This window comes from Hyphomicrobium sp., assembly GCF_036780825.1.
Lineage (GTDB): Bacteria > Pseudomonadota > Alphaproteobacteria > Rhizobiales > Hyphomicrobiaceae > Hyphomicrobium_C.
On record NZ_DAIQCD010000005.1, the window covers coordinates 31771 to 56657 of the forward strand.

A 24887-nucleotide genomic window follows, 5' to 3' on the forward strand; every position below is an offset into this window, starting at 1 on the left:
GTAGCCTGAAGAAGGCCGCTCGCCTAGCCGGAGCACCACTCCGATCATGGATCGGTTAGCATTAACGGAACGTAAAGCCGGCGTGCCGAGATCGGCGATACGGATCAGCACGGCGCGCGTCAGGATCTTGCCGAGGCGAGCGGCGTGCCGAGCATGCGCCCCAGAGCGTCGAACGCGCCATCGAGATCGGCGAGCGCCAGCACCACCGCGCGCGCCGTCCGGTATTCCGTGCCGGCCGCGGGGCCCGTAGACGCAGAATGCGCAGCCAGCATGCGCAGAAGCGCCGTCAGATCTCTCACGAGCGTCTCCACCAGGCGCGCCGCCGCCGAGGTTTGCCGTGGCCAGCGCACCGGGGTTGTAACAGCGCGCGATGTTCCCGCCGAAACCGTATCCTCGCCCCGCACCACGCCGGGCCTCAGCTTTTCTGCATATCCGGCGTAGGCGGAGAGAAGCGCTTCGATTGTCTCTGACGCACTGAGCTCGCCTCGCCGGATCCGTCCGAGCAGAAAGCGCGCCTCGCTCTCCCAGCGCAGGAGAAGACCCGCTGCTCCGGGCCGCAATGCATCCCTCGCGAACTGATGGAACGTGAGCCGGGCGAGCCGCCGCACAAGCTTCTCCGCCTTGCGCGTGCGACGCTCCCTGATCTCACCTGCGAGACGCGCGAGCGCGGCCGAGAGCGCGAGCGCGCCGTTCGGATCCACGCCACCCTCATCTGTACCGTCCGCAGCCGGATCGACCTTATGAGCGTCCACGAGCAGGACATCCCGGAAAGCACCGTCCGTGAGGCTCTTGAGGCGAGCCGCCACGCAGGCGGCGTCGCTGTCGTCTTCGAGACCGTCCTTGTGTGTTGCGACCAGGAGCGCACGATGATGACAGCGCCGCGGCAGAGCCGCCCACGCCGCCCGCTCGCTCTCGGTCCACGCGCGCGTCGCCACCGTGCACCAGATTACGATGTCTGCGGCTCCGACGAACGACGCCGGGTTCGTCCCGGGCGGCGTATCGAGAAGCTCGTAGCCTCGGAGCCGCTCGATAGGCGCCGCAACCCGCAAAGCCTGATAGAGCGACCCGGTATAATCGCCCGTCGCGCCACCATGATCGATCGGCGTGCGCTTACCCTCGCGGTCGAGGCCATGCACGGCGGGCGTCTCCGCGTAGGTGACGAGCACCGGGATGCGCGAGCTCGCAACGGCGCTGACGGGCAGCAGCTCCTGCCCGATCAGAAGATCAGCGACCGAAGTCTTGCCCGAATTGCGCTCGCCGAGCACAACCACCCGAAGCGGACGGCGGAGCGCACCCTCGAGCCGCGCCAGTCCCGCGATGCAGGCCGAAAGCGCCTCATCCTTGATCCTCGTACCGAGGAGACGGGTCCTGACGGCGCGCAGTTGCTCAGGATACTGTCGGGTTACGCTGTCCATGATGATGTTCCGGAGACCTCGCCCCTCAGAGCCGTGTCGATGTACTGAGCCAAGTTTTCCAGATGCTGGGTCAAGGTTTCGTTGTCTTTAAGGCGCAGCGCCTGCGCCGCAATCCGCTCGTCCTCTCCCTCGCGTCCCGCCTCAGGGGAAACGGTTTCCTGCCCATCCTCGGCATCGGAAAGCAGGAGCTCGAGCCGCCGTTTGAGCGCATGCTGGATATTGCGGCAAGCCGCAAACGACCATTGAATCGTCGTCGTGCTGAAGCGGTGGAACTCGGCGCCCGCGAGCTGGACGAGCTCGTCGGCGATGGGAGCGAACTCGGCACGGATCAGCGCCTCGATCCTCGCCCCAGACACATCCGGTGACGGTTGCCGCTTCCAGAAAGTTTTCCATTTCGAGATCTCGAGATCGAGCACCAGCAAACGGCTGAGGGGCGCCACGGCCGGCGTCGGAATGGCGAGCGCTTCGCCGCCGGGATCGGCGAGGTCCGGCTCCGGCACCACGGACCGCACGAGCTTGTGCAGCTCCGGCACCACGCGGGCATGGAAGGAGGTCAGGCGCAGCGCCCCCTGTTCGAACGCGAGTTGGAACCCCGCCGCCATCGCGCGCCGCAGCTCAACGCCTTCATGCGTCCAGACACGCGGCGGCCGCCCGCGCGACAACGTATCGATCAGCACGTCTCGCTCACGCACCGCGTGCGTATCGATGGTTGCCTTGAGGGTGCTGGCTAGGCGCTCTTTCTCCTCCTGAATGATGCGGGCGAGTTGGGCCTCGATGCCGGTTGCAGACGCCTCGATGTTGGCCGCCACATCGGTGAGCAGCTCCCGCTCCCGTGCGTACACCTCCCGTGTCCGCTTGCTCGATGGTGCGGATGGCGTGCGCGCCGCATCGGCCGAAGCCAGCAGGATCTGCAGCTCGCTTCTCGCCGCGCTTTCGCAGGCACGCGACATCTCCGCAAACGAACGTGTGATCTGGCGCAGGATATACGTGGGGTGGGACGCACCCATGAGCGCGTCGATGGCCTGGTTGACGGCGGCGAGGCCCGACATCGCGAAGAGGGACTGGCGGAGGCGATCGCGTCCATCCTCCGAGCCGAGCAGCCCGGTGCCGATCTCTCCCGGCTGCAGCAGGCCGGCCCGCACGAGATACGCCGCCGATCTGCGCTTCAATAGCCGCTCGACAGCTCCCTTTTCGAAAGCCAGCGCCTGGTTGGCCCACGAGGCGCTGCCGTACACCACCGGGATGTTCGAGCCTGGAAACTCCGCCGCCAGCCTCTTGCGCACGAACGACACCACATGCGGCAGCTCGCTCTCCACGTCGGAGAGATCATCGATGCGATTGATTAGCACGACGATGCGCTCCTTGTGGAGCGCCCTCATGATGCGCAGGAGCGCCACGTCGTTGTCAGAGAGTGGCTGGCGTGCCGTGAGCACGACGACGTAGACGTCGGCCTCCCCGAGGCTGCGCCGCGTGATTTCATCCCGGATGAGAAACGGATCATTGGTTCCTGGCGTATCGACGAGCGTGCACGGAAAGTCGAACGGGCCTTGCCGGCAATAGATATCCGCCGACTTGGTGATGTCGGAATACTTGCCGATCAGCGGCGAGCCGCTGAAATCTCCCGAGCAGATGTATTGCTCGAGCGTGCCGGGCTCGAGATTGTGAAAAAAATGGGCTTGGCCCAGAAGATCCTCGAACTCGTCGCCCAGCCGTTCCTTGGCGCGGGCGCGGAGCATCACGGCATGTTTTTGCAAGAGCTGCGGCTCGAAGTCCGGCACCAAGCGCTGCGTGAGTTCCCGTATCGGGCCGCCGCCGTCCGCAAGCTGCTCCCACTCCGCCCGCTGGATAAAGGTGAAGACGGCCGCATACCCGCCCGGTGGCGTCTGGCCAAAGTGTAGGCTCGTGACGGCGGTCGTCCACGGCGTGACGCTCGTCGGCAGAAAGCGCGGATTGCGCACGAGGGCGTTGATGAAGGAGCTTTTGCCCGATTTGATCTGACCGACGACGGCGACGCGGCATTCAAGCTGCCGCAGGCTATGGAGCGCATCGGCGACGAGCGGGCGTGCCGCGGGCTCCACGAGACCGGCAAGCACGTCGCCGCAGGTCAGAAGCTGCCGGCGCACGCCTTCGAGCCGCGCCCCAATGCGGCCCGACCAATTTGCGTCCAACCCCGACCTGATCGCGTTCACGCGTCCGGAGCCTCCCTGGCGATAGCGTCGTTACGGCTCAGGCGCGTTTGCTTTGCACAAGCCCGAAGCGCTCCGCAGTGCGCTTCGAATCGCGGACGAGAGCCGATGCAGATACCTTTCTTGGCCCTTACCCCTGCAAGAGCCCCCTCATCTCAAGCGGCGCTGCTCTGAGGCCCTTCCGGTCTTAGAAAAACACGGGGAACGGCCTCGCGCGCGGTCAAGTCGTGCTTCTAATCGGACACCTGGGCACGCATGGCTTCGCCATGACTCTGATCGGAAAACCGGTCCCCACTTTCCCGGAAGCACACTAGAAAATCACCATGGACATGGCCGAAACGTGTCCGACCGCGATTTTCATGCCGATTTCGCAAAGATAATGCGTGTGCGTGCTATCTCGAGGCCAATCCGGGGATGTGCCGGGCGGCCTCACGCGTGCCGAGCGCCAGAGCGCGTTCGTACCAGGCTTTCGCGAGCATGGGATCCGCGCCATCGGCGTGCTGCCCCGGAGCCACCTGCTCCGGATCGTAGCTCCGCGCGAGCTTGAGCGCTGCCGTACCGGAGCCCAGGCTTGCCGCCTCCTGCAACAGGACCCGCGCCGTGTCGATCTCGCCGCCCGCCAAGAGCTGTTCGGCCCGGCGCAGCAACCCACCCGCCGCATCGCGCGAGTGGGGAGGATGCGTTCCTTCCGTGCGGGACGCCGCGATTAGAGGCTTGCTCGCCACGGCATGCCCCGCCACCGAAGCAAGCAGCCCGTGTTGCCAGCCGGAAAGCGTCGGCCATGACATGGCCATGGCAACAGTCGCAGAGGAGAGGACGATGATCCCCAGCATGGCGACGACGATCGGCATGCGCGAGCGCTTTTGCTCGCTCGCCCTTGGACGCGCCGGCGGACGATCAATCGTTTTAGCTAAAACCGGCGCACCTCGGAGAGGGCCGATATAAACGCGCGGCAATGTCGGAGAACGCTCGTGTTCCCCGATACTTTCCGCACCCTTGAGGCGCTCGAGGCGGCGTAGAAGCCTCCTCAGATTATCCATTTGCCGATCTTCGTCACGGTTCATCTACGCTACCTGCACCTGTCCGCACGCGTGCTTGGCGAGCCATCGCCAAGCACACTGGAACGTGAACTCAAAGCTGTTTGCGCAATGCCATCTGAGCCGGCGGGCTCTATGGCGCGCGGACCCGAAGCCCGCATGCGTTAGCTCTGCAAGCCTGCACAAGATTGTGTCGAAGGCCGGTGAGCCCGGTGCGACAAGTATGCAGGGTGATGCACCGGCTGCTGGGGGTTAAACGCCTCTTTCAGGACTCGTTACGGTCCGGAGTGCGCTTGACGACATGAAGGGCGAGGATAGGCATAGGCACGGGCGCTGGCTTCGTTCCCGGCCGGAATCGCCGCATGGCTTGCCATTTAAGGGCGGCACAATCCAATTCGCCGCTCGCCGCCAACTGGAAAATCATGATGGCAATCTGCTCACGTAGCGAACCGTCATCCGAGCTGATCTGCAGATCGGCGCAGGCCTCGTCAAACGCGCGCTGCAGCACCTGAAGCTCGGCATCCGAATAGTAGCCCCTACCTCTTTTATTCATCTCGAGCCAATTACTGGAAAAGCTGATGGAATAAGTCATGCAATACTGAGACGGTTAGACATCTCGAGCCACCTTAGAAAGGATAAACACCGAAGAGGGCTAAATCGTTCAAAGAATTATGGGCCATCATTCAGATGAAGGTTTAGCTGGGGTGTAGCGAGCCCGCACCTTTTCTCCAGTCTCATCACATATCGGCCACTTCCCTCCCCTACCCGATGATGGCGCATCTGCCGCGCGACCCCGACATTCAAACAATGCTCCTCATTCGCACCACCTCGATCTCCATCGGCGCCGTTTTCCGGCCTCTGCCGCGCCTCGCATGCGTTGCTGCAGCGGTGTGCCTCGCAATGGCTAACGCCCTTTCGCTGCCCGCGTCGGCGAAATCGTCAAGCACCAAGGCTGCCGGAAGCCAATCCACCGCGGACCCGGAATGCCTGACCGTCACGCAATCCTCGCCCGCCACCTACACCATCGAGAACACGGCATGCCCCACTGAAAGCGTTCTCGCCTCGATGGAGCTTGCCGGCGCGAGCGACGACACGCGATGCTTCGTGAAAAAGATCCGCACTCAAATCTCAATCGCGAGCGAGGGTGGCGCGCCCGTGATCAACTATCAGTGCATCGAGGGCACACCGGGGTGTTCTGCCGAGCTCGTGCGTGACATGTTCCCCGAATGCCGCGCCGGTTGACGGCACGCTGTTGGGAAAAGGCTTCGACCGATGGCTCCATACGACCGCGACGCCTCGCTTGAGCGCCAGCAGATCCATGAGATCTCGCTCAACGTCGCGCGTCGTTTGCGCACGGTCCTCGATCGCAACCGCTACATCCCCGCCGAGCTGCATTCCGAAGTGGAGAAGACGGTGCGCGTCATCACCGGCATCCAGCGGGATGTCGATCAGATCATGGCCGCCCTGCCGGAGACCGAGGCGCTCGACTTTGCTATCCTCGCACACATCATGGGGGGACAGCGCCACGCGCTCGATCTGCTCGAAGTCCTCGAGGAAAAGCTCGAAGGCAGCCAGAGCCTCTACCAACGTGATACGGCCCGGGTGCATCAGGCGCTGCTCGCCGTGTCGCGTGAGATCGAGCAGGATGCGCTGCGCTATGCGACAGCCGAGCCCGCCGAGGCGCCTCCACCCTCGCCTGCGGCCGGGGAACCCGCAATCGCTCCTCAGCCAGCCCGCGCCGCGCCTCCGCCTTACGCACCGGCTCCTCCGCCACCGGCCTATGCCAGGCCGACACCGCGACCGCAGCCCCGTCCGCAGCCGATACCGCCCGCGCGGTCTGCGAAGGCATGGTCACCGTGGCGCGAAGCCCTTACGGGGACTCTCCAGCGTATCCAGCTTTCTATCGCAGCTCTCGCCGGCCGGCCGGTGCCTGTTGCCGTCACCGCCCTCGTCTTCGGCGCCGGTCTCGTCGTCGCTGCTCAAGCTCTCATCAGCTCCGACCCGCCCGTGCCCGCACGCACGGCGGCTACGGAGCCGGAGACCGCACGCGAGCAGCCCGCCGGCGCGGCCGGGACTGCGCCGGCCGTTCAGGCTGCAGCCCTGACCAGTACCGCCTCTGCCTCCGACATGGAGCAGCCCTATCTCGTCGTTCTCGCCACCCGGCGCAGCACCGAGGAGCTGCAGCAGGATTATCGCTCCTTCAAAGCGTCGTACCCGGATCTTCTCGGCAACGCCAAGGCCCGGGTCGACCGTGTGCAGGGGCAAGACAACAACACGTGGTATCGCCTCTCCCTGATCCCTCCGCGCACGCACGGCGACGCCAAGGCCCTATGCAGCGATTTGAGAAACGCGGGGCTCACGGGATGCTGGATCAAGCCCGTTCCGCTGCGATGATGGCCTTGGGCCAGGTGACGCGCTTGCAGCGCTCCGGCAACGCGCATATGTCAGTTCGGCGTTTCCATCCGATCCGCGCCCCGGAAGAGGAGCATGAAGCCCATCATCTCGGTCAAGGATGTGCACAAGACCTATGCCTCCGGTCATGTGGCACTCAAGACGATCAATCTCGACATTCGCGAGCGTGAGATCTTCGCCCTGCTCGGACCCAACGGGGCCGGCAAGACGACGCTGATCAGCATCGTCTGCGGTCTCGTCAATGCGAGCGGCGGCAGCGTGACCGTCGACGGCCACGACATCGTGCGCGACTATCGTGCCGCCCGCAGCCTCATCGGCCTCGTGCCGCAAGAGCTCTCGACGGAGATGTTTGAGACCGTCTGGGCGACCGTGACGTTCACTCGCGGACTGTTCGGTAAGCGCCCATCGCCTCGGCATATCGAGCAGGTGCTGCGCGACCTCTCTCTCTGGGACAAGAAGGATGCGCCCATCATGACGCTCTCGGGCGGCATGAAGCGCCGCGTGCTGATCGCCAAGGCGCTCGCGCACGAGCCGCGCATCCTGTTTCTCGACGAGCCGACCGCGGGCGTCGACGTCGAGCTCAGGAAGGATATGTGGGATGTCGTCCGCCGCCTGCGCGACGGCGGCGTCACCGTCATCCTCACCACGCACTACATCGAGGAGGCCGAGGAGATGGCGGACCGCATCGGCGTCATCGCTAATGGTGAGCTGATCCTCGTCGAGGAGAAAGCTGATCTGATGCGCAAGCTCGGCAAAAAGCAGCTGACGCTCGAGTTGCAGGAGCCGTTGCGCGAGCTTCCGTCCGCGCTCGCCGCGCACACGCTCGAGCTTGCCGCCGACGGCCACGCCCTCATCTTCACCTACGACACTCATGCAAACCGCACCGGGATCACGGCGCTGCTCAACGACATGCGAGAGGCCGGCATCGGCTTCAAGGATCTGGCCACGAGCCAGAGTTCGCTCGAGGATATTTTCGTCGATCTTGTAAGGCAGCCCCGATGAATTTCGAAGCCGTTCGCGCGATCTATGGGTTCGAGATGGCCCGCTGGGGCCGCACCATCATGCAGAGCATTCTTTCGCCGGTGCTCTCGACATCGCTCTATTTCATCGTCTTCGGTGCCGCCATCGGCTCGCGCATCGCCGAAATCGACGGCATTGCCTACGGCGCCTTCATCGTGCCGGGACTGATCATGCTGATGCTCTTGACGGAGAGCACGTCGAACGCCGCCTTCGGCATCTATTTCCCGCGCTTCGCCGGCACCATCTACGAGATCCTCTCCGCGCCGGTCTCTCCCTTCGAGATCGTGCTCGGCTACGTCGGCGCCGCCGCCACCAAATCCGTGATCCTGGGCCTCATCATCCTCGCCACGGCGAGCCTGTTCGTACCCATCCGCATCGCCCATCCCGGCTGGATGATCGGCTTTCTCATTCTCACCGCCGTCACGTTCTCTCTTCTCGGCTTCATCATCGGCATCTGGGCTGATGGCTTCGAGAAGCTGCAGATCATCCCCATGCTGGTGCTGATGCCGCTCACGTTCCTCGGCGGCACCTTCTATTCGATCAACATGCTGCCGCCGTTCTGGCAGACGGTGGCGCTCTTCAACCCGATCGTCTACCTGATCAGCGGCTTCCGCTGGAGCTTCTATGAGGTCTCCGACGTGAGCGTCGCGGTGAGCTTCACCATGACGCTGGTATTCCTTGCGGTGTGCCTTCTCGTCATCTGGCGGATCTTCAAGACCGGCTACCGCATCAAGCCATAGGGCAAGGTGAGCAGCAGCATCCTTCCGGAAGGAAGCGGCTGCTGCATCATCGGCTTTTCGTCATCCCCGTTGCGAGATCGCTCGTCTTCGCCTGGCCGGCGAGAACGGCGGCGTATTGCGCGGCGCCCTCCACCATGGCTCCGGGATGAACAAGATTGGCGAGCGCTCCGGCGACAAGGGCATCCATACCGAGCCCCGCGCGACCGATCACGAGCAACGCTCTGTCCCGCGCGTCGATCTCGTCCTTCACCGCCTCCGCATGCGCAGTGTTCTTGACGCCGTCGAACTCGGGCGTGACGGCCGCCAGCCCATAACGCTGCCCGGTAAGCAGCGGCGTCACGTCGAAGTCCGCCTCGATCTTCGTTTCAGCAAAGCGGGCGGCCGCAGCCGCACGCGGGCCCGGTGCATGATGCACCCGCACGAAGGCGCGGTAGAGATCGAAGAAGCCCGGCCGGCCGGATGTGTCGATATCGGCGCGGATCCTTTCGCATCCGCCTCGCCACAGATCCGCCTCGGGATCATCCTCGCATGTCATGCGCACGGAATAGGCGCGCGGCAAATCCATGCGCCCCTGCACGTCGGAGAGCCAGAACGCGAACCAGATCCAGCCGCCGATGACGAGAGCCGCAAGCAATGTGAGCCAGTGCCGCTTGAGGACGGCCAGCGCATCTGTCGGGTAACGTTGAAAGCGGGCAAGCATGACGGAGGGAGAATCCCACCGCACGGCGCTCAAGACAAGCCCGCCGCGTCAATCGCTCAGGGTGCGAGCCCAGCCGACGGCGGCGGCGGCGCATCGGGATCGAACACGTCCGCCATGGCGACCGCGCCATCCCGGCGATAGATGTCGGGACGGAACGAGATCCGTCCATCCGGCTCCGCCCAGGCCGTGATGTAGGCGAAATAGACCGGCACCGGGCGCGAGAACTTGAGGTCGAGCGCCTGCCCCATGTCGAGCACCGCCTGCACCTGGCCCGGAGTCTCCCAACCCGGCTCATTGCGCGCCAGCCATTCGACGAGCTGGAACACGTCCTGCACACGTACGCAGCCGGCGCTGAACGCGCGCGCACGCTGCTGGAAGAGCGGCTTCATCGGCGTATCATGCATGTAGACGCCGTGCTCGTTCTGCATGTCGATGCGCACGAGCCCCAGAGCGTTCTGCGGTCCCGGATCCTGCTTGAGCTTGATCACGCGCGCATCGGCCTGCGACCAGTCGATCGATGTGGGATCGATTTCCGGGCCATTGAAGTCACCCGACACCACGCGGATCCTCTCCTGCTGGAGATAGCCGGGCTCCTTCACGAGGCGGGGAAAGACATCGAGCTTCGCGACGCTATCCGGCACCCGCCAATAGGGGAAGAAGTTGAGCCCGCGGATCATGGTCTTGAGCGAGGGCGTATCCCGCCCCTGCCGGCCCACGATCACACGATGGCGCAGCACGGTCTGGTAGCGCTCAACCGCCTCGAGCTGGAACGCCGGCACGTTGACGAGAACGTAGCGGTCCTCCGGCGGCTGCTGCACGAGTTCGAGGATGCGGCCGTGATTGATCTTGAGCTGCGCAAGGCGTTCCTCCGCCGTCATGTTGAGGGCGGCGAGCGTCGGCTGGTCGACGCGTCCCGTCGTCCTCAAGCCGTTGTTCTCCTGGAATCGGACGACGGCCTGCTCGACGATGGAATCGAACGTGTAGCTGTGGGTGCCGGCCGACCGCGCAAGCTCCCCGCTGACCATCAGCCGGCGGCGCAGAAAGCCAACCCGCTCGTCATCGTCGCCCGGCCGCAGCATGCGCGTGCCTGGAATAACCGGCCAGCCGCCGCTGTTGACGATCCGCTCGTAGTGCGCGATCGCCCGCTCCATCGCCGCCAGCATCTCGTCGCTGCGCCAGGGGATATCGTTCGGGCGCAGGTCGTTGAGCGTGTCCTGCCGCGGCGGTGTCCGCTCGAGCGACGCCTTCTTGCCGGAGAAATCGGGCTGACCGAATCCCGTGATGCCTTCCCACCAGTTTGCGTTTTGAGCGACGGCAGAGCTTCCCGACCACGAGAGAACCGCCACGACGAGCGCAAAGCCGATGCCGCGGAAAAGCTTGAGAAACGAAGTCACCGGAATTTCTGTCCCTTTGCCGCAGGTCGCAAGAAATGGAGTGAGGGCGCGCACGGGCCCGAGTCGCCGCCCTGTTAGACGGTCACGATATGGCCAAACAAAGACCCCTCCGCAATATATCCAGGGGGCCTTGCAGGCGAGTTTTAAAGTGGGAAATGATCCCATCCCGTGGCCGCCATGGGCATCGGACGCCCATCCGTTCCGAGAATGACGAGATCCGCGCCATCCGTGAGGCGCCCGATTTCGGCAACGGCTACGCCGCTCGCTGCGGCCGCGGCCTGAAACTCCGCCGCACGCTGAGGAGGCACGGCCGCCAGCACCTCGTAGTCGTCGCCTCCAGCGAGAGGCAGCTCGAGAAGCCCCGGCTCACCTTTGAGCGCCGCGCGGAAGGGCGCCGATAACGGGATACGCTCCGCTTGGATCACCGCTCCGGTGCCCGAGGCCCGCGCCATCCTCCCGCAGTCCTTGGCAAGGCCGTCCGACACGTCCATCGCCGCCGTTGCGAACTCGAGAAGATGCGGCCCAAGCGCAAGGCGGGGCTCCGGCCTCAGATAACGGCCGACGAGCGCGCGCACATCCGCGTCAGCAAGGCCAAGCTCTGCGGCCCGCGCCGGCTCTTGCCGCAACCGGAGGCCGAGCGCGCTATCGCCAAGCGTGCCCGATACGAAGAGAAGGTCGCCGGCCTGCCCCGTCGCCCGCTGCACCATGCGGCCTTGCGGCACGCTGCCGATGGCCGTCACGGTGAGAGACAGCGGCCCCGGGCGCTGGTCGGTATCGCCACCCGCGAGCGCAATGCCGAAGGCCTCCTGCGCCTCGGCGAGCCCCCGTGCCAAGTCATCGAGCCATGCCCCCTGCGGCCGCTCGGGAAGCGAGAGCGAAAGAAGATAGGCGATCGGGCGCGCGCCTTTCGCCGCCAGATCCGAGACGTTCACGGCAAGCGCCTTCCAGGCGATATCGGCGGGCCCGTCGGCAGGCAGGAAATGCACGCCCGCCGCCACCGCATCCGTTGTCAGCACGAGATCTTCGCCGGGAGGCGGCACGAGAATGGCGCAATCATCCTTGAGGCCGAGCGCACCGGGAAACCCCTCGGCAAGCGGCGCGAAGGTGGTTGCGATCAGCTCGTCCTCTCCCCCCGCCTTGCCATCCGCCACGCGCTAGCCTCCTCCGCCCGGAGTCTCGAACTCCTTCGCCCGCACCTTGTGCGCGATCCTGTCGAGGACGCCGTTGACGACCTTGGGCTCGTCCGCCTCGAAGAACGCCTTGGCGATGTTGATGTACTCGTTGATGGTGACGCGCGCCGGCACGTCGGAGCGCTCGAGCAGCTCGAACACGCCCCCGCGCAGGATGGCGCGGAGGATGGAATCGACGCGCACCAGCCGCCATCCCGTGCGCAGCTGCTGATCGACCAGCGGATCGATCTCCCGCTGCCGGCGCACCACGCCCTTCACCACATCGGCGAAGAACGTCGTGTCGGCGCCCTCGAGGTTCGTCAGCGTCTCGCGGCGGGCATCGTCAGACTGCTCGGAGCCTGCCGTGGCCGGCGGCGGCACCATGAATTGCTCGATCACGTCGCCGGCGTCGGTGCCGGCCAGATCCATCTGGTAAAGTGCCTGCACGGCCGCCATGCGCGAGACCGTGCGCGGCCGCGGTTGATCGCCCGTGCTTTTCTTTCGTCGTGGAAGGGTCATGGCGCGCGCCGCCCGAAGTCCCCCGCAAGCTTGAGCAGCCTGAGGCAGGCCCGCGCAGCATCGCCACCTTTGCCATCGGCTCCGCCCTCGGCCCGCGCCAGCGCCTGGGCTTCCGTATCGACGGTCAGCACGGCGTTGCCGACCGGAATGTTGTGGCGGATCGCCGTTTCCATCAGCCAGTGGTTGGTATTGTTGCAGACGATGTCGTAATGCGAGGTCTCACCGCGAATGACGCAGCCGAGCGCGAGCGCGCCCGCATAGGAGTCGCGGCTGTTGCCGGCAAAGAGCCCGGCGGCGACGGCCTGTGCAAACGCCTGCGGTATTTCGAGCGCACCCGGAACCGGCACCCGGTCATAGGCGACGCCCGCCGCATCGAGCACAGCCCGCGCGCCAGCGATCAGCTCGTCCGTGACGTTCTGATAGTACGGCGCCTCGATGATGAGGATGCGGGCCGAGCTTCCGGAGTGAAGCTCCATCTCGGAGCGGGAGCGGGTTTCTTTTCTGACCATGACAGCTACTCGATAGCCCGTGTATCAACAATGCGCAGGCCATAAGCCTCGAGACCAACGTAGACGTCGTCCGGCGCGTTCGTCAGCAGCACCATGTCTCCGACGCCGAGCGCGCGCAGGATCTGCGATCCCACTCCGATCTCGAGCTGCCGCCGCCCGTGTGCGCTTTTTCCATCGGCGGCAGGCTGCATCGAGCGAGACGCGATCCAGTCCGAGACGCCCTTGGGGCCGACATGGCGGATCAGTACGAGAACGCCGCGCCCTTCGCGCTCGAGCGCCCGCATGGAGTTGGCGACGGTGCCATGGGTCCCGCCGATGCCAAGGAGATCGCCCGGCACGTTGACCGCGTGCACGCGCACCAGCACCGGTCCCGGCGCCGTGAGATCACCTTTGACCAGCGCCAGATGCTCGACGGACTCCACCGTCGTGGTGAAGACATGGAGATCGAACGCGCCGCCGAACGCGCTTTCGACTTTCGCCTGCGCCACCTGCTTGACCAGCCGGTCATGCTTCAGGCGGTAGGCGATGAGATCCTCGATGGTGCCGATCTTGAGGCCATGGCGCTGCGCGAAGGGCACGAGGTCTGGCATCCTCGACATGGTGCCGTCTTCGTTCATGATCTCGCAGATCACGGCGGCCGGATAGAGCCCGGCAAGACGCGCGAGATCGACGGATGCTTCTGTATGGCCAGCGCGGATCAGCACGCCGCCTTCGCGCGCGACAAGCGGAAACACGTGGCCGGGAGAGACAATGTCATTCGCGCCCTTGGTCGGATCGATAGCGGTCGCGATGGTGCGCGCGCGATCGTGGGCCGAGATGCCCGTCGACACGCCCTCGCGCGCCTCGATCGACTGCGTGAACGCTGTACGCTCGCGCGCCGCCTGCGTGCGCACCATGAAGTCGAGCCCGAGTTCCTGCGCCCGCGTCTGCAGGAGAGCAAGGCAGATGAGCCCGCGCCCGTGCTTGGCCATGAAGTTGATGGCGTCCGGCGTCGCCATTTGCGCCGGAATGATGAGATCGCCTTCGTTCTCGCGGCTTTCGGCATCGACGAGAATGACCATGCGTCCGTTGCGCATGTCGTCGACGATCTCCGCCGTCGATGAAAGAAAACCGCCGCTCTCGGCGCGTGTGATGTTCTCGAGTTCGATGCTCACTCGCGAAACTCCATGATCCGCGCCACGTATCTGGCGAACAGGTCGATCTCGACGTTGATTTCGTCGCCGGGCTTTTTGCGCCCCCACGTCGTCTGGGTCAAGGTCGCCGGAATGAGATTGACGCCAAAGCGCAGCCCGTCCACCTCGTTGACCGTGAGCGACGTGCCGTCGAGCGCGACCGAGCCCTTGGGCGCGATGTAAGGCGCGATCTCTTCCGGCACCTCGAGCAGAACGCGCAGGCTTTCCCCGTCCGCGTGCATGCTCACGATGCGCCCGACGCCGTCCACATGCCCCGAAACGATGTGTCCGCCAAGCTCGTCGCCGGCTTTGAGCGCCCGCTCGAGGTTCACCCGCCGTCCGGCCTGCCAGGCTCCGAGCGTCGTTTTCGAGAGCGTTTCGTTCGAGACGTCGACGGTGAATGCGGAACCCTCGCCATCGGCCCGCACGGCGACGACGGTGAGACAGCAGCCATCACACGCGATGGAAGCGCCAAACACGATGCCATCCGCATCATAGCGCGAGCGAATGGCGAAACGCCCGCCCTCGGCGCCGATGACCTCGCCGACATCCGTAATAATTCCCGTGAACACCTTTGCGCTCCTAGCTTCCGACCTGCCGCACGCGAAGGAGCGCCAGTGCATCCGTTCCGACGCGCCGGTGCGCCGCGAGCGCGAGATCTAGCCCCGGAGCATAGCGGGCGGCAAGCTCCGAGAGTGCCGCGGCATCCGCCTTGCCGGCGCCGGCCTGAAAAAGGGCCACTTCATCGGCGAGACCAGCCTCGGAAAATGCACGCCAGGTTGCCGCTCCGCCTTCAACCAGAAGCCGCGTCATGCCTGCGTCCGCAAGCCGGGACAGCACGTGCGCGAGCGACAAGCCGGCGGCGCCGCATGGCACCCGCTCCACCCTTGCCCCGGTTGCCTCGAAATCGCCGGCGCGCGCCGCCGGCGCGTCCTCTCCGGTGAAGATCCACGTCGGCACCTGCCGAGCGGTGCGCACGAGCTTGAGGCCTGACGGCAGATCGAGCGACCGTGACAGCACGACACGCAGCGGCGAGCGCCACTCAAGGCCGGCCAGCCGGCACGTGAGCTCCGGATCGTCGTCCCGCGCCGTGCCGCCGCCGACGAGAATGGCATCGCTCTCCGCCCTGAGCCGGTGGGCGGCCGCTCGCGCCTCCGGGCCGGTCACCATCAGAGGCTGGCCGCCGGCCCCGCGCGGCAGCGTGCCATCGCTGGCTAGCGCCATCTTGAGTTGCACGAAAGGGCGCCGGTCCGTGATGCGCCGGATATGCCCCAGCGTCGTCCAGCGCGCTTCGCCCTCTTCGAGCCCGACCTCGACCGTGATCCCGGCCGCCTTGAGCCGGGCGATGCCGTCGCCCTGCGTCCTCGGATCCGGATCGCCGACGCCGACCACCACGCGCCGGACGCCGGCCTTGATCACGGCATCGGCGCACGGCGGGGTCTTGCCGAAATGGGCGCATGGCTCGAGCGTGACATAAAGCGTGGCCCCGCGCGCGCGGGGCCCCGCCCGCCTCAGCGCCTCCGTCTCCGCGTGCGGCCGTCCGCCCGGCTGCGTCCATCCCCGGCCGATCACCTCGCCCGTCGCCTCGTCTGCGAGCACCGCGCCGACGGCGGGATTGGGCGCGACGGTGCCGAGCCCCCGCTGCGCCAGCGTCAGCGCAATCCGCATCATCTGCGCATCGAAGGACGAAAAGCTCATGGCCTCAGATCTCCCCCTCTCCCCGTGAGAGCGAGGAGAGCATCAATCAATGCTTTTTCGCGATCCCGAGCGCCGGGCCAGTCTCGTCGTCGCGCGCGATCTCGCCCAGGACCTCCTGGAAGTCGGCTGCCTCGCGGAAATCCCGATAGACGGAGGCGAAGCGCACGTAAGCCACCGGATCGAGGCCGCGCAGTCCCTCCATCACGTAGGCCCCAATGGTGGCGCTCGGAATCTCGGCTTCTCCCGAGCTCTCGAGCCGCCGCACGATGCCGGAGACCATCCGGTCCACCCGCTCCGGCTCGATGGGCCGCTTGCGCAGGGCCACCGCGACCGACTTCGAAAGCTTGTCGCGATCAAACGGCACCTTGCGTCCGGAGCGCTTGACGACGATCAGCTCGCGCAGTTGCACACGCTCGAACGTAGTGAAGCGGCCGCCGCAGTCGGGACACACGCGCCGCCTGCGGATGGCCGTATTTTCCTCGGTAGGGCGGCTGTCCTTCACCTGCGTTTCCTCGCAGGCGCAGTAGGGGCAGCGCATCTGGAGCGTCTCCGAATTGAAAGGCGCCGGTGCACGCAGCGCCGGCGCCTTCTTCTAAATCAGTTTGTGGATCGGCGAAACGCCAGTCCGCGCCCGGATCAGTAGATCGGGAAGCGCTTGCAGAGCTCCGTCGCCTCGGCCTTGATCTTTTCCTCGACGGCCGAGTTCCCGGCTTCGCCGTTCTTGGCGAGGCCTTCCAGCACCTCGGCAATCATGCGGCCGATGTCGCGGAACTCGGCTTCCCCGAAGCCGCGCGTGGTGCCGGCAGGCGCACCGAGACGGATGCCGCTCGTCACCATCGCCTTCTCGGGATCGAACGGCACGCCGTTCTTGTTGCAGGTGATGTGGGCCCGCCCGAGCGACTTCTCCGAGATGTTGCCGGTGAGCTTCTTCGGCCGAAGGTCGACGAGGATGAGGTGCGTATCCGTGCCGCCCGACACCAGCGCGAAGCCGGCGTCCACCAGAACCTCGCCCATGGCCTTGCAGTTGGCGATCACCTGCTTGGCGTAGGCCTTGAATTCCGGCGCCAGGACCTCGCCGAACGCCACGGCCTTGCCGGCGATGGCATGCATCAGCGGTCCGCCCTGAATGCCGGGGAAGATGGCCGAGTTGACCTTCTTCGCAATTTCCTCGTCGTTGGTGAGGATCATGCCGCCGCGCGGTCCGCGAAGCGTCTTGTGCGTCGTCGTGGTCACGACGTGCGCGTGCGGGAAGGGCGAGGGATGCTCGCCTGCGGCGACGAGGCCCGCGAAGTGCGCCATATCTACCATCAGGTGCGCACCGACCTCGTCCGCGATCGAGCGGAACGCGGGGAAATCGAAATGGCGCGGATAGGCCGATCCGCCGGCGATGATCAGGCGCGGGTTCTCAGCCTTCGCGATCTTGCGCACCTCGTCCATGTCGACGAGATGCGTATCGGGCTGCACCTGGTAGTGGACAGCGCGGAACCACTTGCCGGACTGATTGACCGGCGCGCCGTGCGTGAGATGGCCGCCATGTGCCAGGCTGAGGCCAAGCACCGTATCACCCGGCTTCGCGAGCGCGTTGAAAACACCCTGGTTGGCCTGCGAGCCGGAGCTTGGCTGCACGTTCGCGAAGCTGCAGCCGAAGATCTTCTTGGCCCGCTCGATGGCCAGCTCCTCGACGATGTCAACGTACTGGCAGCCGCCGTAATAGCGCCGGCCGGGATAGCCTTCCGCGTACTTGTTGGTGAGAACGCTTCCGGACGCCTCGAGAACCGCCTTGGACACGATGTTCTCGGAGGCGATGAGCTCGATCTCGTACTGCTGGCGGCCCAGCTCCTTGTCGATCGCGGAGGCGACCTCGGGATCGGTCTCGGCCAACGATGCTTGGAAGAAATGGGCGGTCGGGCTTTGAGCCTTCATTTTCAACATGACGTTTCCTCGTTGGTCCGATTATGGGGATGAATGCGAATGGCGCTGAGCAAGCCTGCGCGGAAGGAGGACCGGCGCGTCGCCAGAGGCCTCGTGGCGGCACGGGGATTGTGGCACGACGGCCCCTACTTTCGCATGCCATTATCATGCGTCAGCTCGAAGCAACAGAGAAGTTGCGTCGCACCCCCAAGTGTGACTGTGCGCTGCAACACAGCCTCCACGATCATCGCGAGGAGCAGAATGCACCTCGAGGGATCCTACGTTAGGGGACGCTAAGTTGCTTGTTGATTTTGGATTTCAAAGCACGCCAGCAAGTGCGTCCGCGACGCGCTGTGCCCGCCAACCTTAAAGTGTGATCGCGGCGGTGCAGCAACCTCGCGGACTGCTGGATCGAATAAAAAACGACGTGTGCTTATTCGGCCGCAAGTTTGCCGGTGCGGCCCTCGGCGGCCGGGCAGGCCGTCCACAGCTCGCTCAGCGCCGCCGTCAGCGTATCCATCTGCTCGTCGGTGTGATGCGGCCCCGGCGTGAGGCGGATGCGCTCCGTGCCGCGCGGCACCGTCGGATAGTTGATCGGCTGCACATAGATGCCGTGCTGCTCGAGAAGGCGGTCCGTCACCTCTTTGCAGTGAACCGGATCGCCGATCAGCACCGGAACGATATGGCTCTGGTTGGGGAACACCGGCAGCCCGGCGGCCGTGAGGCGCGCCTTCAGCGCCTTCGCCCGCTCCTGGTGCCGAGCCCGCTCGAACGGGCTCGCCTTGAGGTGGCGGATGCTGGCGAGCGCGCCGGCTGCGATGGCAGGCGCAAGCGACGTGGTGAAGATGAACCCGGCGGCGTAGGAGCGGATGGCATCGCAGAGATCGCTGGTGCCAGCGATGTAGCCGCCCATCACGCCGAAGCCCTTGGCCAGCGTGCCGTTGATGATGTCGACGCGGTGCATGACGCCGTCACGCTCGGCAATGCCGCCGCCGCGCGGCCCGTAGAGACCCACAGCATGAACCTCGTCGAGGTAGGTCAGCGCGCCGTATTTTTCGGCGAGATCGCAAATCGCTCCGATCGGCGAGATGTGCCCATCCATCGAGTACACGCTCTCGAAGGCGATGATTTTCGGCGTGTCGTAAGGGAATTCCTTGAGCTTCGCCTCCAGATCCGCGACGTCGTTATGGCGGAAGATGCGCTTCTCCGAACCCCCGTGGCGGATGCCCTGGATCATCGAGGCATGGTTCTTCTCGTCGGAGAAGATCACGCAGCCGGGCAGCAGCTTGGCCAGCGTCGAGAGCGTCGCGTCGTTGGCGACGTACGCGGAGGTGAAGAGAAGTGCCTGCTCCTTGCCGTGCAGGTCAGCGAGCTCCCGCTCGAGCTGGACGTGATAGTGCGTGGTGCCGGAGATGTTGCGCGTGCCGCCGGAGCCTGCGCCCACGGCGTCGATCGCCTCGTGCATTGCGGCGATCACCTTGGGATGCTGTCCCATGCCCAGATAATCGTTGGAGCACCAGACGACGATCGGCTTGGCGCCGCCTGGCGTGACATGATCGGCGGCCGGAAACGCACCGCGATGGCGCTTTACGTCAGCGAACACCCTATAGCGACCCTCCCGCCGGATCGCATCGAGAGAAGCCTTGAAGTGCCTCGCATAATCCACCATCGACGTATTCCTCGAACGTTTTGTTCTACGGCGCGCCGCTGGTTTTAGAAAGCTCCTGGCAACGAGCAGACAGGTTTCCGAGGAGTATCGCGACCCAAGTATGGCAGACCGATTTGAGCCTTAGCATTGCGCGCCGGAGGTTACAGTGCAACGACCCCTTATGTCGCGGCAAGCCCTGTCCGTCCAGTAGTAAGAGACGGGCGTCGCGGCCAAGACGGTTGCTTCCGATGAAAACCATGCTCCGCGGGGCCTTCCGGGTGCCTTGACCATTATCAAGTGCGACGTGGAAAACGAGGCTTCGCCCCCACGCCGTCAATAAGACGTCGCGATTTGTGCGACGCCATCGCGGTTATAGAGGTCGCGGCGGAAATGCACGGTCCCGTCCTCCGTGGCCCAGGCCGAAATGTAGACGAAGTGCAGCGGCACCGGCGCAGCGAGCTTGACGTCGAGCCGCTCACCCGTCTCCTTCATCTTCTCCACGCGTTCCTGATCCCAGCCGCTATTCTGCCCGAGCAGCCAGTACGCGAGCCGCTCCACATTATGCACCCGGATGCAGCCTGAGCTCGCCGCTCGGAAATTGCTGCCGAAAAGACCTTCCGACGGGCTGTCGTGCATGTAGACGGAATCGCTGTTGGCGAAATTGATCTTCACGAAGCCGAGCGGATTGTCCTTCCCGGGCGGCTGCCGGTAAGCGTAGGACTTCACCGCCGCTCCGCTCCAATTGATCGTCGCGGGATCGACCTTCTTGCCGTTGCTGTAAGCCTCGATGCCAGTCTTGATCAGCACGTTCTCGCCTCTCGCCTGCATCTCGCGGCCCTGGGGGATGAGGTCCTTCTGGATGACGGTCGGCGGCAGGCGCCAGATCGGATTGAAGTTCATCTCCGTGATCGAGGAGCGGAGGATCGGCGTCGCCCGGTCCGGCTTGCCCACGACTCCGGTATGGCGCGAGATGACCTTGTTGAGCGCCACCGCCTCGACCTGCGCCGCCGGGATGTTGACCACCACGTACTTGCTCTGCGACTTGACGACGGCGGCAAGCTCCGTGATCCGCTTGAGATTGACCTTGAGCTGTTTGAGCCGATCCTCGGCGCTGACGTTGAGCGCCGCCAGCGTCGGCTTGTCGAGCCGGCCATTGGGCGTCAGCCCGTTCGTCGCCTGATAAGCCTTGAGCGCCTCAACGACGGTGCCATCCAGCGTTTCACCGCCCGCCGCATCCGCGCGGAGCTCGCCTGAGACGATGAGCCGGCTCCGCAGCGCCGCGACCGCCGAATGTTGCTCGCCGGGCTTCACGAGCGCCTCGGGAATTGTTCCCCATCCGCCGGCCTCGACGATCCGTGTGTAGCGCGCGATCCCCCTTTGCGTTGCAGCCACATTGGCGGGCGACAGCGTCGGATAGCCCGGCGCGGGATTGCGCTCGAGTTCCTTGAGCCTCTGGCGCTCGCTTACGGCGCTGCCGGCGCCGTCTCTGGGGCCGAACTGCAGGCTCCACATGTCGTCCATGGCCAAGGCGGCCCCCGACGAAGTAACGAGGGCGGCGAGGGCCACCCCCATCCGCCGGCAGCCCCTGCCACGAATGCCACTGATCGACGCCGCCATGAAGCCCCCTACGCCACGCGATCGCCCCGGGCCACGCCCAGGCTCGATCAGGCGAGTATCATCCCACCAGTTCTCGATATGATGAAAGAATGGCATGTTCCGGAAGCCGTCAAAAGCCCCCGGGCGCGGCGGCCGCCGGGAGTGATGCGGGCCTGCCACAACTCCCTTTCACAGGGTCCCATGCCGGATAGCGGACGCAAAAAAGGGCGCGTGACGCGCCCTTTTCCGATTCTCCGCTTTTGCGGATTTTAAAGGCGGTAGCGGATCTGATCGGTCCAAAACCGCTCGAGACGCCCCAGTGCCTTGTTCAGCCCCTGCAGCTCCGTGCTGGAGACCTGCGCCACCGCTTCGACCGAGCCGAGCTGACGCTGGTAGAGCCTGGACACGACCTCCGCCGCCTGCCGGCCCTTGGCCGAGAGCGAAACGCGCACGCTCCGCTTGTCCGTCTCGCTCCGCTCGTAGTCGATGTAGCCCATCTCAACGAGCTTCTTGAGATTGTAGGAAACGTTGGAGCCCATGTAGAGGCCGCGGCTCTTGAGCTCTCCGGCTGTCAGCTCGTTGTCTCCCATATTGTAGAGCAGGAGAGCCTGCACTGCGTTGAGCTCGGAGATCCCGGTCCGGTCGAACTCGTCCTTGACCACATCGAGCAGGAGGCGGTGCAGACGCTCTATGAGATGAAGGCTCTGCACATACTCCGAACGAAGATTGGGATCCTGGTTTACGGGCGCATGATTGCGCGCCGCACTGACTGCCGTACTCATACCTGCCTCACACAACACCTGTTTGACGCGACCGGTTTTCCCGGTTCTGATATTTGGAGACTACGGCAGATCCATAAAAATTAGCTCAATCTATTCGGTAAATCCTGGGTGAATCTCGGTCCCGGCTTGGAGCACACGGGAGTCGGGTTCTCACCATCACGCACGCAGCGAAACACTGGAAAACATATCCTCGCCGCGGTCTCAGGCGCGCGCCGCCTGCATCTCCTCGCGCGTCGGCAGCGCCAGCTCGCGCACCCCAAGCGGAGCAAAGTAAACGTCGAGCATGGCCTCGCTCACGTCCGTGATGCGCGCGGGCGACCAGCGCGGCGTACCATCCTTATCGATCAACGCCGCCCTCACCCCCTCGTAGAAATCGCCCTTGGCCTCGAGGATGCGCACGGCGAGCCGATAGTCCGCGATCAGCGTCTCTCTCAGGTCGCGCGTCCGAGCGGCGAGAATGTGCCGATGGGTGATCTTGAGGGAGAGCGGCGAGCGCTGGTTCAGCTCGGCCGCCACCTGCTGCGCCCAGTCCCGCCCTGCTCCCTCGACCGCCTCGAGCCGTGCCAGGATGCCCTCCACGCTTGGCTCCGAGAAGCACTCGGCGATCAACACACGGACAGGCGCAAGCTCGCCCTCGCCCGGCTCGACATGCCGCTCATCCAGCACCGGATCGACGGGCCACGTATCCGCGAGCGCAGCCTTGATCGCTTCGAACTCTCCGGCCTCGATGCAATGCGTGACGAGCCCGAGCGCGTAAGCCTCCGCGCGCCCGATGCTGCGTCCTGTGAGACCGAGATACATGCCGACATGCCCCGGAAGCCGCGCCAGCGTGTAACAGACACCGACATCCGGAAAGAGCCCGATCTTCGTCTCCGGCATAGCGAACGAATAGCCCTCGCCCGCCACGCGGTGCGTGCCGAACTGGGTGATGCCGACACCACCGCCCATGATCATGCCGTTGATCAGCGAGACCGTGGGTTTGGAGAAGCACTCGCATTGCCAGTTGAGCGCGTACTCGTCAGCGAACGGCTTCATGCCGGCTGCGGGATCCGTCCGTGCAAGGCCGACGATCTCGCGCACGTCCGATCCTGCCGAAAATGCTCTCGGGCTCTCCGACTCGAGGACCACGGCATAGACCTGCGGATCGCGCGCAAACGACCACAGACCTTCCGACAGCGTGGCCCGCATCTCCTGTGTGAGCGCGTTGAGCGTCTTCGGACGAGCGAGAGTGACGAGCGCCAGCGATCCCGTGATCTCGATCCTCAGCGCTTCGTCGGCCGTCTCTGCCATCGGCATCTCTCCCGTAACCGTGTCATCTGCTGTCCAAAAGCTCCTGGAAATCGCGATGCTTGCCATTTGGAGCCACATTTCGCGCCTATACAGGCTTCGTCGATGAGATGAAACTGCCAGCTTGATTCGCTAGGCGGCATCTAAGCTCACGCCCGCGGCGGCCTCGCATGCCGGGCCTCGCATTCAAGGAACGGAATGAGCCTCAGGATCGCACCCTTCACGCGGTATCGCACGGCTTTAGGCATTGCGCTCGCGGTTCTCGCCAGCGCGGAGGCCCACGCCGGCGATGCGTCCATTCCGGAAGCTGTGACGAGCGCATTCGAGACGATCGTCATCGACGCCAGGAAAGCCGCATCCAAGGCGACCGCCGCCGCAAAGGGAGCGGTTGATGCCCGCAAACAGAAGCGTGCCGCAAGCCAGCACGTAAAACCCAAGCACAAACCCGCCCGCGAAGACGCCGGCAAAAAAGCAGACGGCAGCGCAAGAGAAAGCCAGGCGCCAGCTTCGCCCGCCAGCGCCCCGTCGGCGAAAGACGCCGCCACTGGCGCTGCGCCCGGAGAGGCAGAAGCCGCTCCCGCCAAGAAGCCGCTTATCGCCACCGAGTGGCCGGCCACCGATGTGGAACTGGCAAGAGCGCGCTGCACACAGCTCCTGAAGGGCGTCGACGCCGTCGCTATCCCGGAGCCGCCGTTCCGCAAGGGCGATTGCGGCACCATGGCGCCGGTCCGGCTGGTGTCCATCGGCAAGGATCCGGAGGTCGCGCTGTCGCCGCCTCCCGTCGTCACGTGCGATTTGGTGGTCGCGCTCGCGAAATGGATCGAGACCGAAGTGCAGCCCGCTGCCAAGCGCCATCTCGGCTCGGCCGTGATCCGCATGGAATCGATGAGCGACTATTCCTGCCGCATGGCCTACGGCCGCATCGGCAACAAGCTGTCCGAGCACGGTAAGGCCAACGCCCTCGATATCCGCAGCTTCACCACCCAGAAGGGCAGCCAGGCCATCGTGCTGACCCATTGGGGCGAGACGCGGCGGGATGTCCTGCGCCGCCTCGTCGCCGAAAAAAAAGAAGCGGAGAAGGCGGCCATCGCCAAGGCTGCGGCAGAAAAGGCTGCCAAAGACCGCATGGAGATCGCCGAAGCCGCCGCCAAGGGACATGTCACGTCCCTGCCGCGCCCAACCATTGCGGAGGGCGTCTCCAAGAATGACAAAGCCCCTCTCGCCCTGCGCACCTCAATCACGGGAGACGGCAAGCGCGATGCCAAGCGTCCCTCGAGCCTCGGCGGGCCGAAGGAAACCGCCTTTCAGAACGACGCGGCACTGAAAGCCGCGCCCACAAAGGACGCTGCCGTTAAAGATGCCACTCTCAAAAATAACGCTGGCAAAGCGACGGCGAAGCGCAAGCGCCGGTCTCGCGAGGAGGCCGCTCTGCTGGCGGCGCTTCCGCCCGATGCGGCGGCCAAAGTAGCAGCGCCGCCGCCAAAAACCGCCGCCGCACGCTTCCTGCGGGAGATTCACGCCTCGGGCTGCCGCATTTTCGGGACGACGCTCGGCCCTGAGGCCAACGAGGCCCACCGCAACCATTTCCACGTCGACATGGCCGAACGAAAGGTCCACAAGATCTGCGACTGACTGGTCTTCTGAGCCGGATGCCGCGGGGCTTGAAACCTTGCTCCGAAGTGCGGATGATTC

Annotated in this window: 23 protein-coding genes; 5 read left to right on the forward strand and 18 right to left on the reverse strand. The window is 65.1% G+C overall.

Translation table 11 applies throughout. From position 1 onward, the window contains the following. Positions 1–119 precede the first annotated feature (119 nt). From V7P99_RS03915 to V7P99_RS03930, 4 genes are all read right to left on the reverse strand, one after another. Positions 120–1415, reverse strand: coding sequence for a dynamin family protein (locus V7P99_RS03915; RefSeq protein ID WP_333793479.1), 1296 nt, complete (start codon positions 1413–1415; stop codon positions 120–122). Continuing rightward, entirely contained in the window at positions 1403–3604 is a 2202-nt protein-coding gene (locus tag V7P99_RS03920) for a dynamin family protein (RefSeq protein ID WP_333793480.1), read from the reverse strand. The genes V7P99_RS03915 and V7P99_RS03920 overlap by 13 nt, the downstream gene beginning before the upstream one ends. A gap of 389 nt (positions 3605–3993) precedes the next feature. Then, on the reverse strand, positions 3994–4452 hold the full coding sequence (locus V7P99_RS03925; RefSeq protein WP_333793481.1) for a hypothetical protein: 459 nt from the start codon (positions 4450–4452) through the stop codon (positions 3994–3996). Positions 4453–4903: 451 nt separating this feature from the next. Next, positions 4904–5230 (reverse strand): hypothetical protein, encoded by a 327-nt coding sequence (locus V7P99_RS03930; RefSeq protein WP_333793482.1) that lies wholly within the window; start codon positions 5228–5230, stop codon positions 4904–4906. 308 nt (positions 5231–5538) lie between these two features. Between V7P99_RS03930 and V7P99_RS03935 the strand changes: the two genes are divergently transcribed. The 4 genes from V7P99_RS03935 (at position 5539) to V7P99_RS03950 (ending at position 8810) form a co-directional block, all read left to right on the forward strand. Continuing rightward, on the forward strand, positions 5539–5880 hold the full coding sequence (locus V7P99_RS03935) for a hypothetical protein (RefSeq protein ID WP_333793483.1): 342 nt from the start codon (positions 5539–5541) through the stop codon (positions 5878–5880). A 30-nt stretch (positions 5881–5910) separates the two neighbouring features. After that, on the forward strand, positions 5911–7032 hold the full coding sequence (locus V7P99_RS03940; protein ID WP_333793484.1) for a hypothetical protein: 1122 nt from the start codon (positions 5911–5913) through the stop codon (positions 7030–7032). A gap of 93 nt (positions 7033–7125) precedes the next feature. Next, the gene (locus V7P99_RS03945; protein WP_333793485.1) at positions 7126–8052 is read left to right on the forward strand and encodes an ABC transporter ATP-binding protein; all 927 of its coding nucleotides are present in this window, start codon (positions 7126–7128) and stop codon (positions 8050–8052) included. Further along, positions 8049–8810 (forward strand): ABC transporter permease, encoded by a 762-nt coding sequence (locus V7P99_RS03950; RefSeq protein WP_333793486.1) that lies wholly within the window; start codon positions 8049–8051, stop codon positions 8808–8810. Before V7P99_RS03945 ends, V7P99_RS03950 begins: the two co-directional genes overlap by 4 nt. A 46-nt stretch (positions 8811–8856) precedes the next feature. Here the strand turns inward: V7P99_RS03950 and V7P99_RS03955 are convergent, their stop codons facing one another. The 14 genes from V7P99_RS03955 to V7P99_RS04020 all read right to left on the reverse strand — a co-directional run bounded on the left by V7P99_RS03955 (position 8857) and on the right by V7P99_RS04020 (position 23198). Next, the gene (locus tag V7P99_RS03955; protein WP_333793487.1) at positions 8857–9510 is read right to left on the reverse strand and encodes a hypothetical protein; all 654 of its coding nucleotides are present in this window, start codon (positions 9508–9510) and stop codon (positions 8857–8859) included. Between the two features lie 56 nt (positions 9511–9566). Next, positions 9567–10904: a L,D-transpeptidase family protein gene (locus tag V7P99_RS03960; protein ID WP_333793488.1), complete on the reverse strand. Its 1338-nt coding sequence runs from the start codon at positions 10902–10904 to the stop codon at positions 9567–9569. A gap of 143 nt (positions 10905–11047) precedes the next feature. Further along, on the reverse strand, positions 11048–12055 hold the full coding sequence (thiL, locus tag V7P99_RS03965) for a thiamine-phosphate kinase (protein WP_333793489.1): 1008 nt from the start codon (positions 12053–12055) through the stop codon (positions 11048–11050). A gap of 3 nt (positions 12056–12058) precedes the next feature. Beyond that, complete coding sequence (gene nusB / locus V7P99_RS03970) at positions 12059–12592, reverse strand: transcription antitermination factor NusB (protein ID WP_333793490.1); 534 nt, start codon at positions 12590–12592, stop codon at positions 12059–12061. Continuing rightward, on the reverse strand, positions 12589–13101 hold the full coding sequence (locus tag V7P99_RS03975) for a 6,7-dimethyl-8-ribityllumazine synthase (protein WP_333793491.1): 513 nt from the start codon (positions 13099–13101) through the stop codon (positions 12589–12591). Before V7P99_RS03975 ends, nusB begins: the two co-directional genes overlap by 4 nt. A 5-nt stretch (positions 13102–13106) precedes the next feature. Then, positions 13107–14255, reverse strand: a complete 1149-nt coding sequence (ribB, locus tag V7P99_RS03980) for a 3,4-dihydroxy-2-butanone-4-phosphate synthase (RefSeq protein WP_442909861.1) — start codon at positions 14253–14255, stop codon at positions 13107–13109. Continuing rightward, the gene (locus tag V7P99_RS03985) at positions 14252–14845 is read right to left on the reverse strand and encodes a riboflavin synthase (protein WP_333793492.1); all 594 of its coding nucleotides are present in this window, start codon (positions 14843–14845) and stop codon (positions 14252–14254) included. The genes ribB and V7P99_RS03985 overlap by 4 nt, the downstream gene beginning before the upstream one ends. A gap of 10 nt (positions 14846–14855) precedes the next feature. Beyond that, positions 14856–15971, reverse strand: a complete 1116-nt coding sequence (gene ribD / locus V7P99_RS03990; RefSeq protein ID WP_333793493.1) for a bifunctional diaminohydroxyphosphoribosylaminopyrimidine deaminase/5-amino-6-(5-phosphoribosylamino)uracil reductase RibD — start codon at positions 15969–15971, stop codon at positions 14856–14858. Between the two features lie 46 nt (positions 15972–16017). Next, entirely contained in the window at positions 16018–16509 is a 492-nt protein-coding gene (gene nrdR, locus V7P99_RS03995; RefSeq protein ID WP_333793494.1) for a transcriptional regulator NrdR, read from the reverse strand. A 98-nt stretch (positions 16510–16607) separates the two neighbouring features. Further along, positions 16608–17903 carry a serine hydroxymethyltransferase gene (gene glyA, locus V7P99_RS04000; RefSeq protein ID WP_333793495.1) on the reverse strand — a complete coding sequence of 432 codons (1296 nt, stop codon included), beginning with the start codon at positions 17901–17903 and terminating at the stop codon, positions 16608–16610. Positions 17904–18315: 412 nt separating this feature from the next. Continuing rightward, entirely contained in the window at positions 18316–19551 is a 1236-nt protein-coding gene (hemA, locus tag V7P99_RS04005; RefSeq protein WP_333793496.1) for a 5-aminolevulinate synthase, read from the reverse strand. Between the two features lie 312 nt (positions 19552–19863). After that, positions 19864–21102 (reverse strand): L,D-transpeptidase family protein, encoded by a 1239-nt coding sequence (locus V7P99_RS04010; protein ID WP_333793497.1) that lies wholly within the window; start codon positions 21100–21102, stop codon positions 19864–19866. 293 nt (positions 21103–21395) lie between these two features. Beyond that, on the reverse strand, positions 21396–21908 hold the full coding sequence (ldtR, locus tag V7P99_RS04015; protein WP_333793498.1) for a transcriptional regulator LdtR: 513 nt from the start codon (positions 21906–21908) through the stop codon (positions 21396–21398). Positions 21909–22109: 201 nt separating this feature from the next. Continuing rightward, positions 22110–23198 carry an enoyl-CoA hydratase/isomerase family protein gene (locus V7P99_RS04020; protein WP_333793499.1) on the reverse strand — a complete coding sequence of 363 codons (1089 nt, stop codon included), beginning with the start codon at positions 23196–23198 and terminating at the stop codon, positions 22110–22112. Between the two features lie 195 nt (positions 23199–23393). On the opposite strand from V7P99_RS04020, the gene V7P99_RS04025 reads away from it, so the two are divergent. After that, positions 23394–24827: an extensin-like domain-containing protein gene (locus V7P99_RS04025; RefSeq protein ID WP_333793500.1), complete on the forward strand. Its 1434-nt coding sequence runs from the start codon at positions 23394–23396 to the stop codon at positions 24825–24827. The last annotated feature ends 60 nt before the right edge of the window (positions 24828–24887 follow it).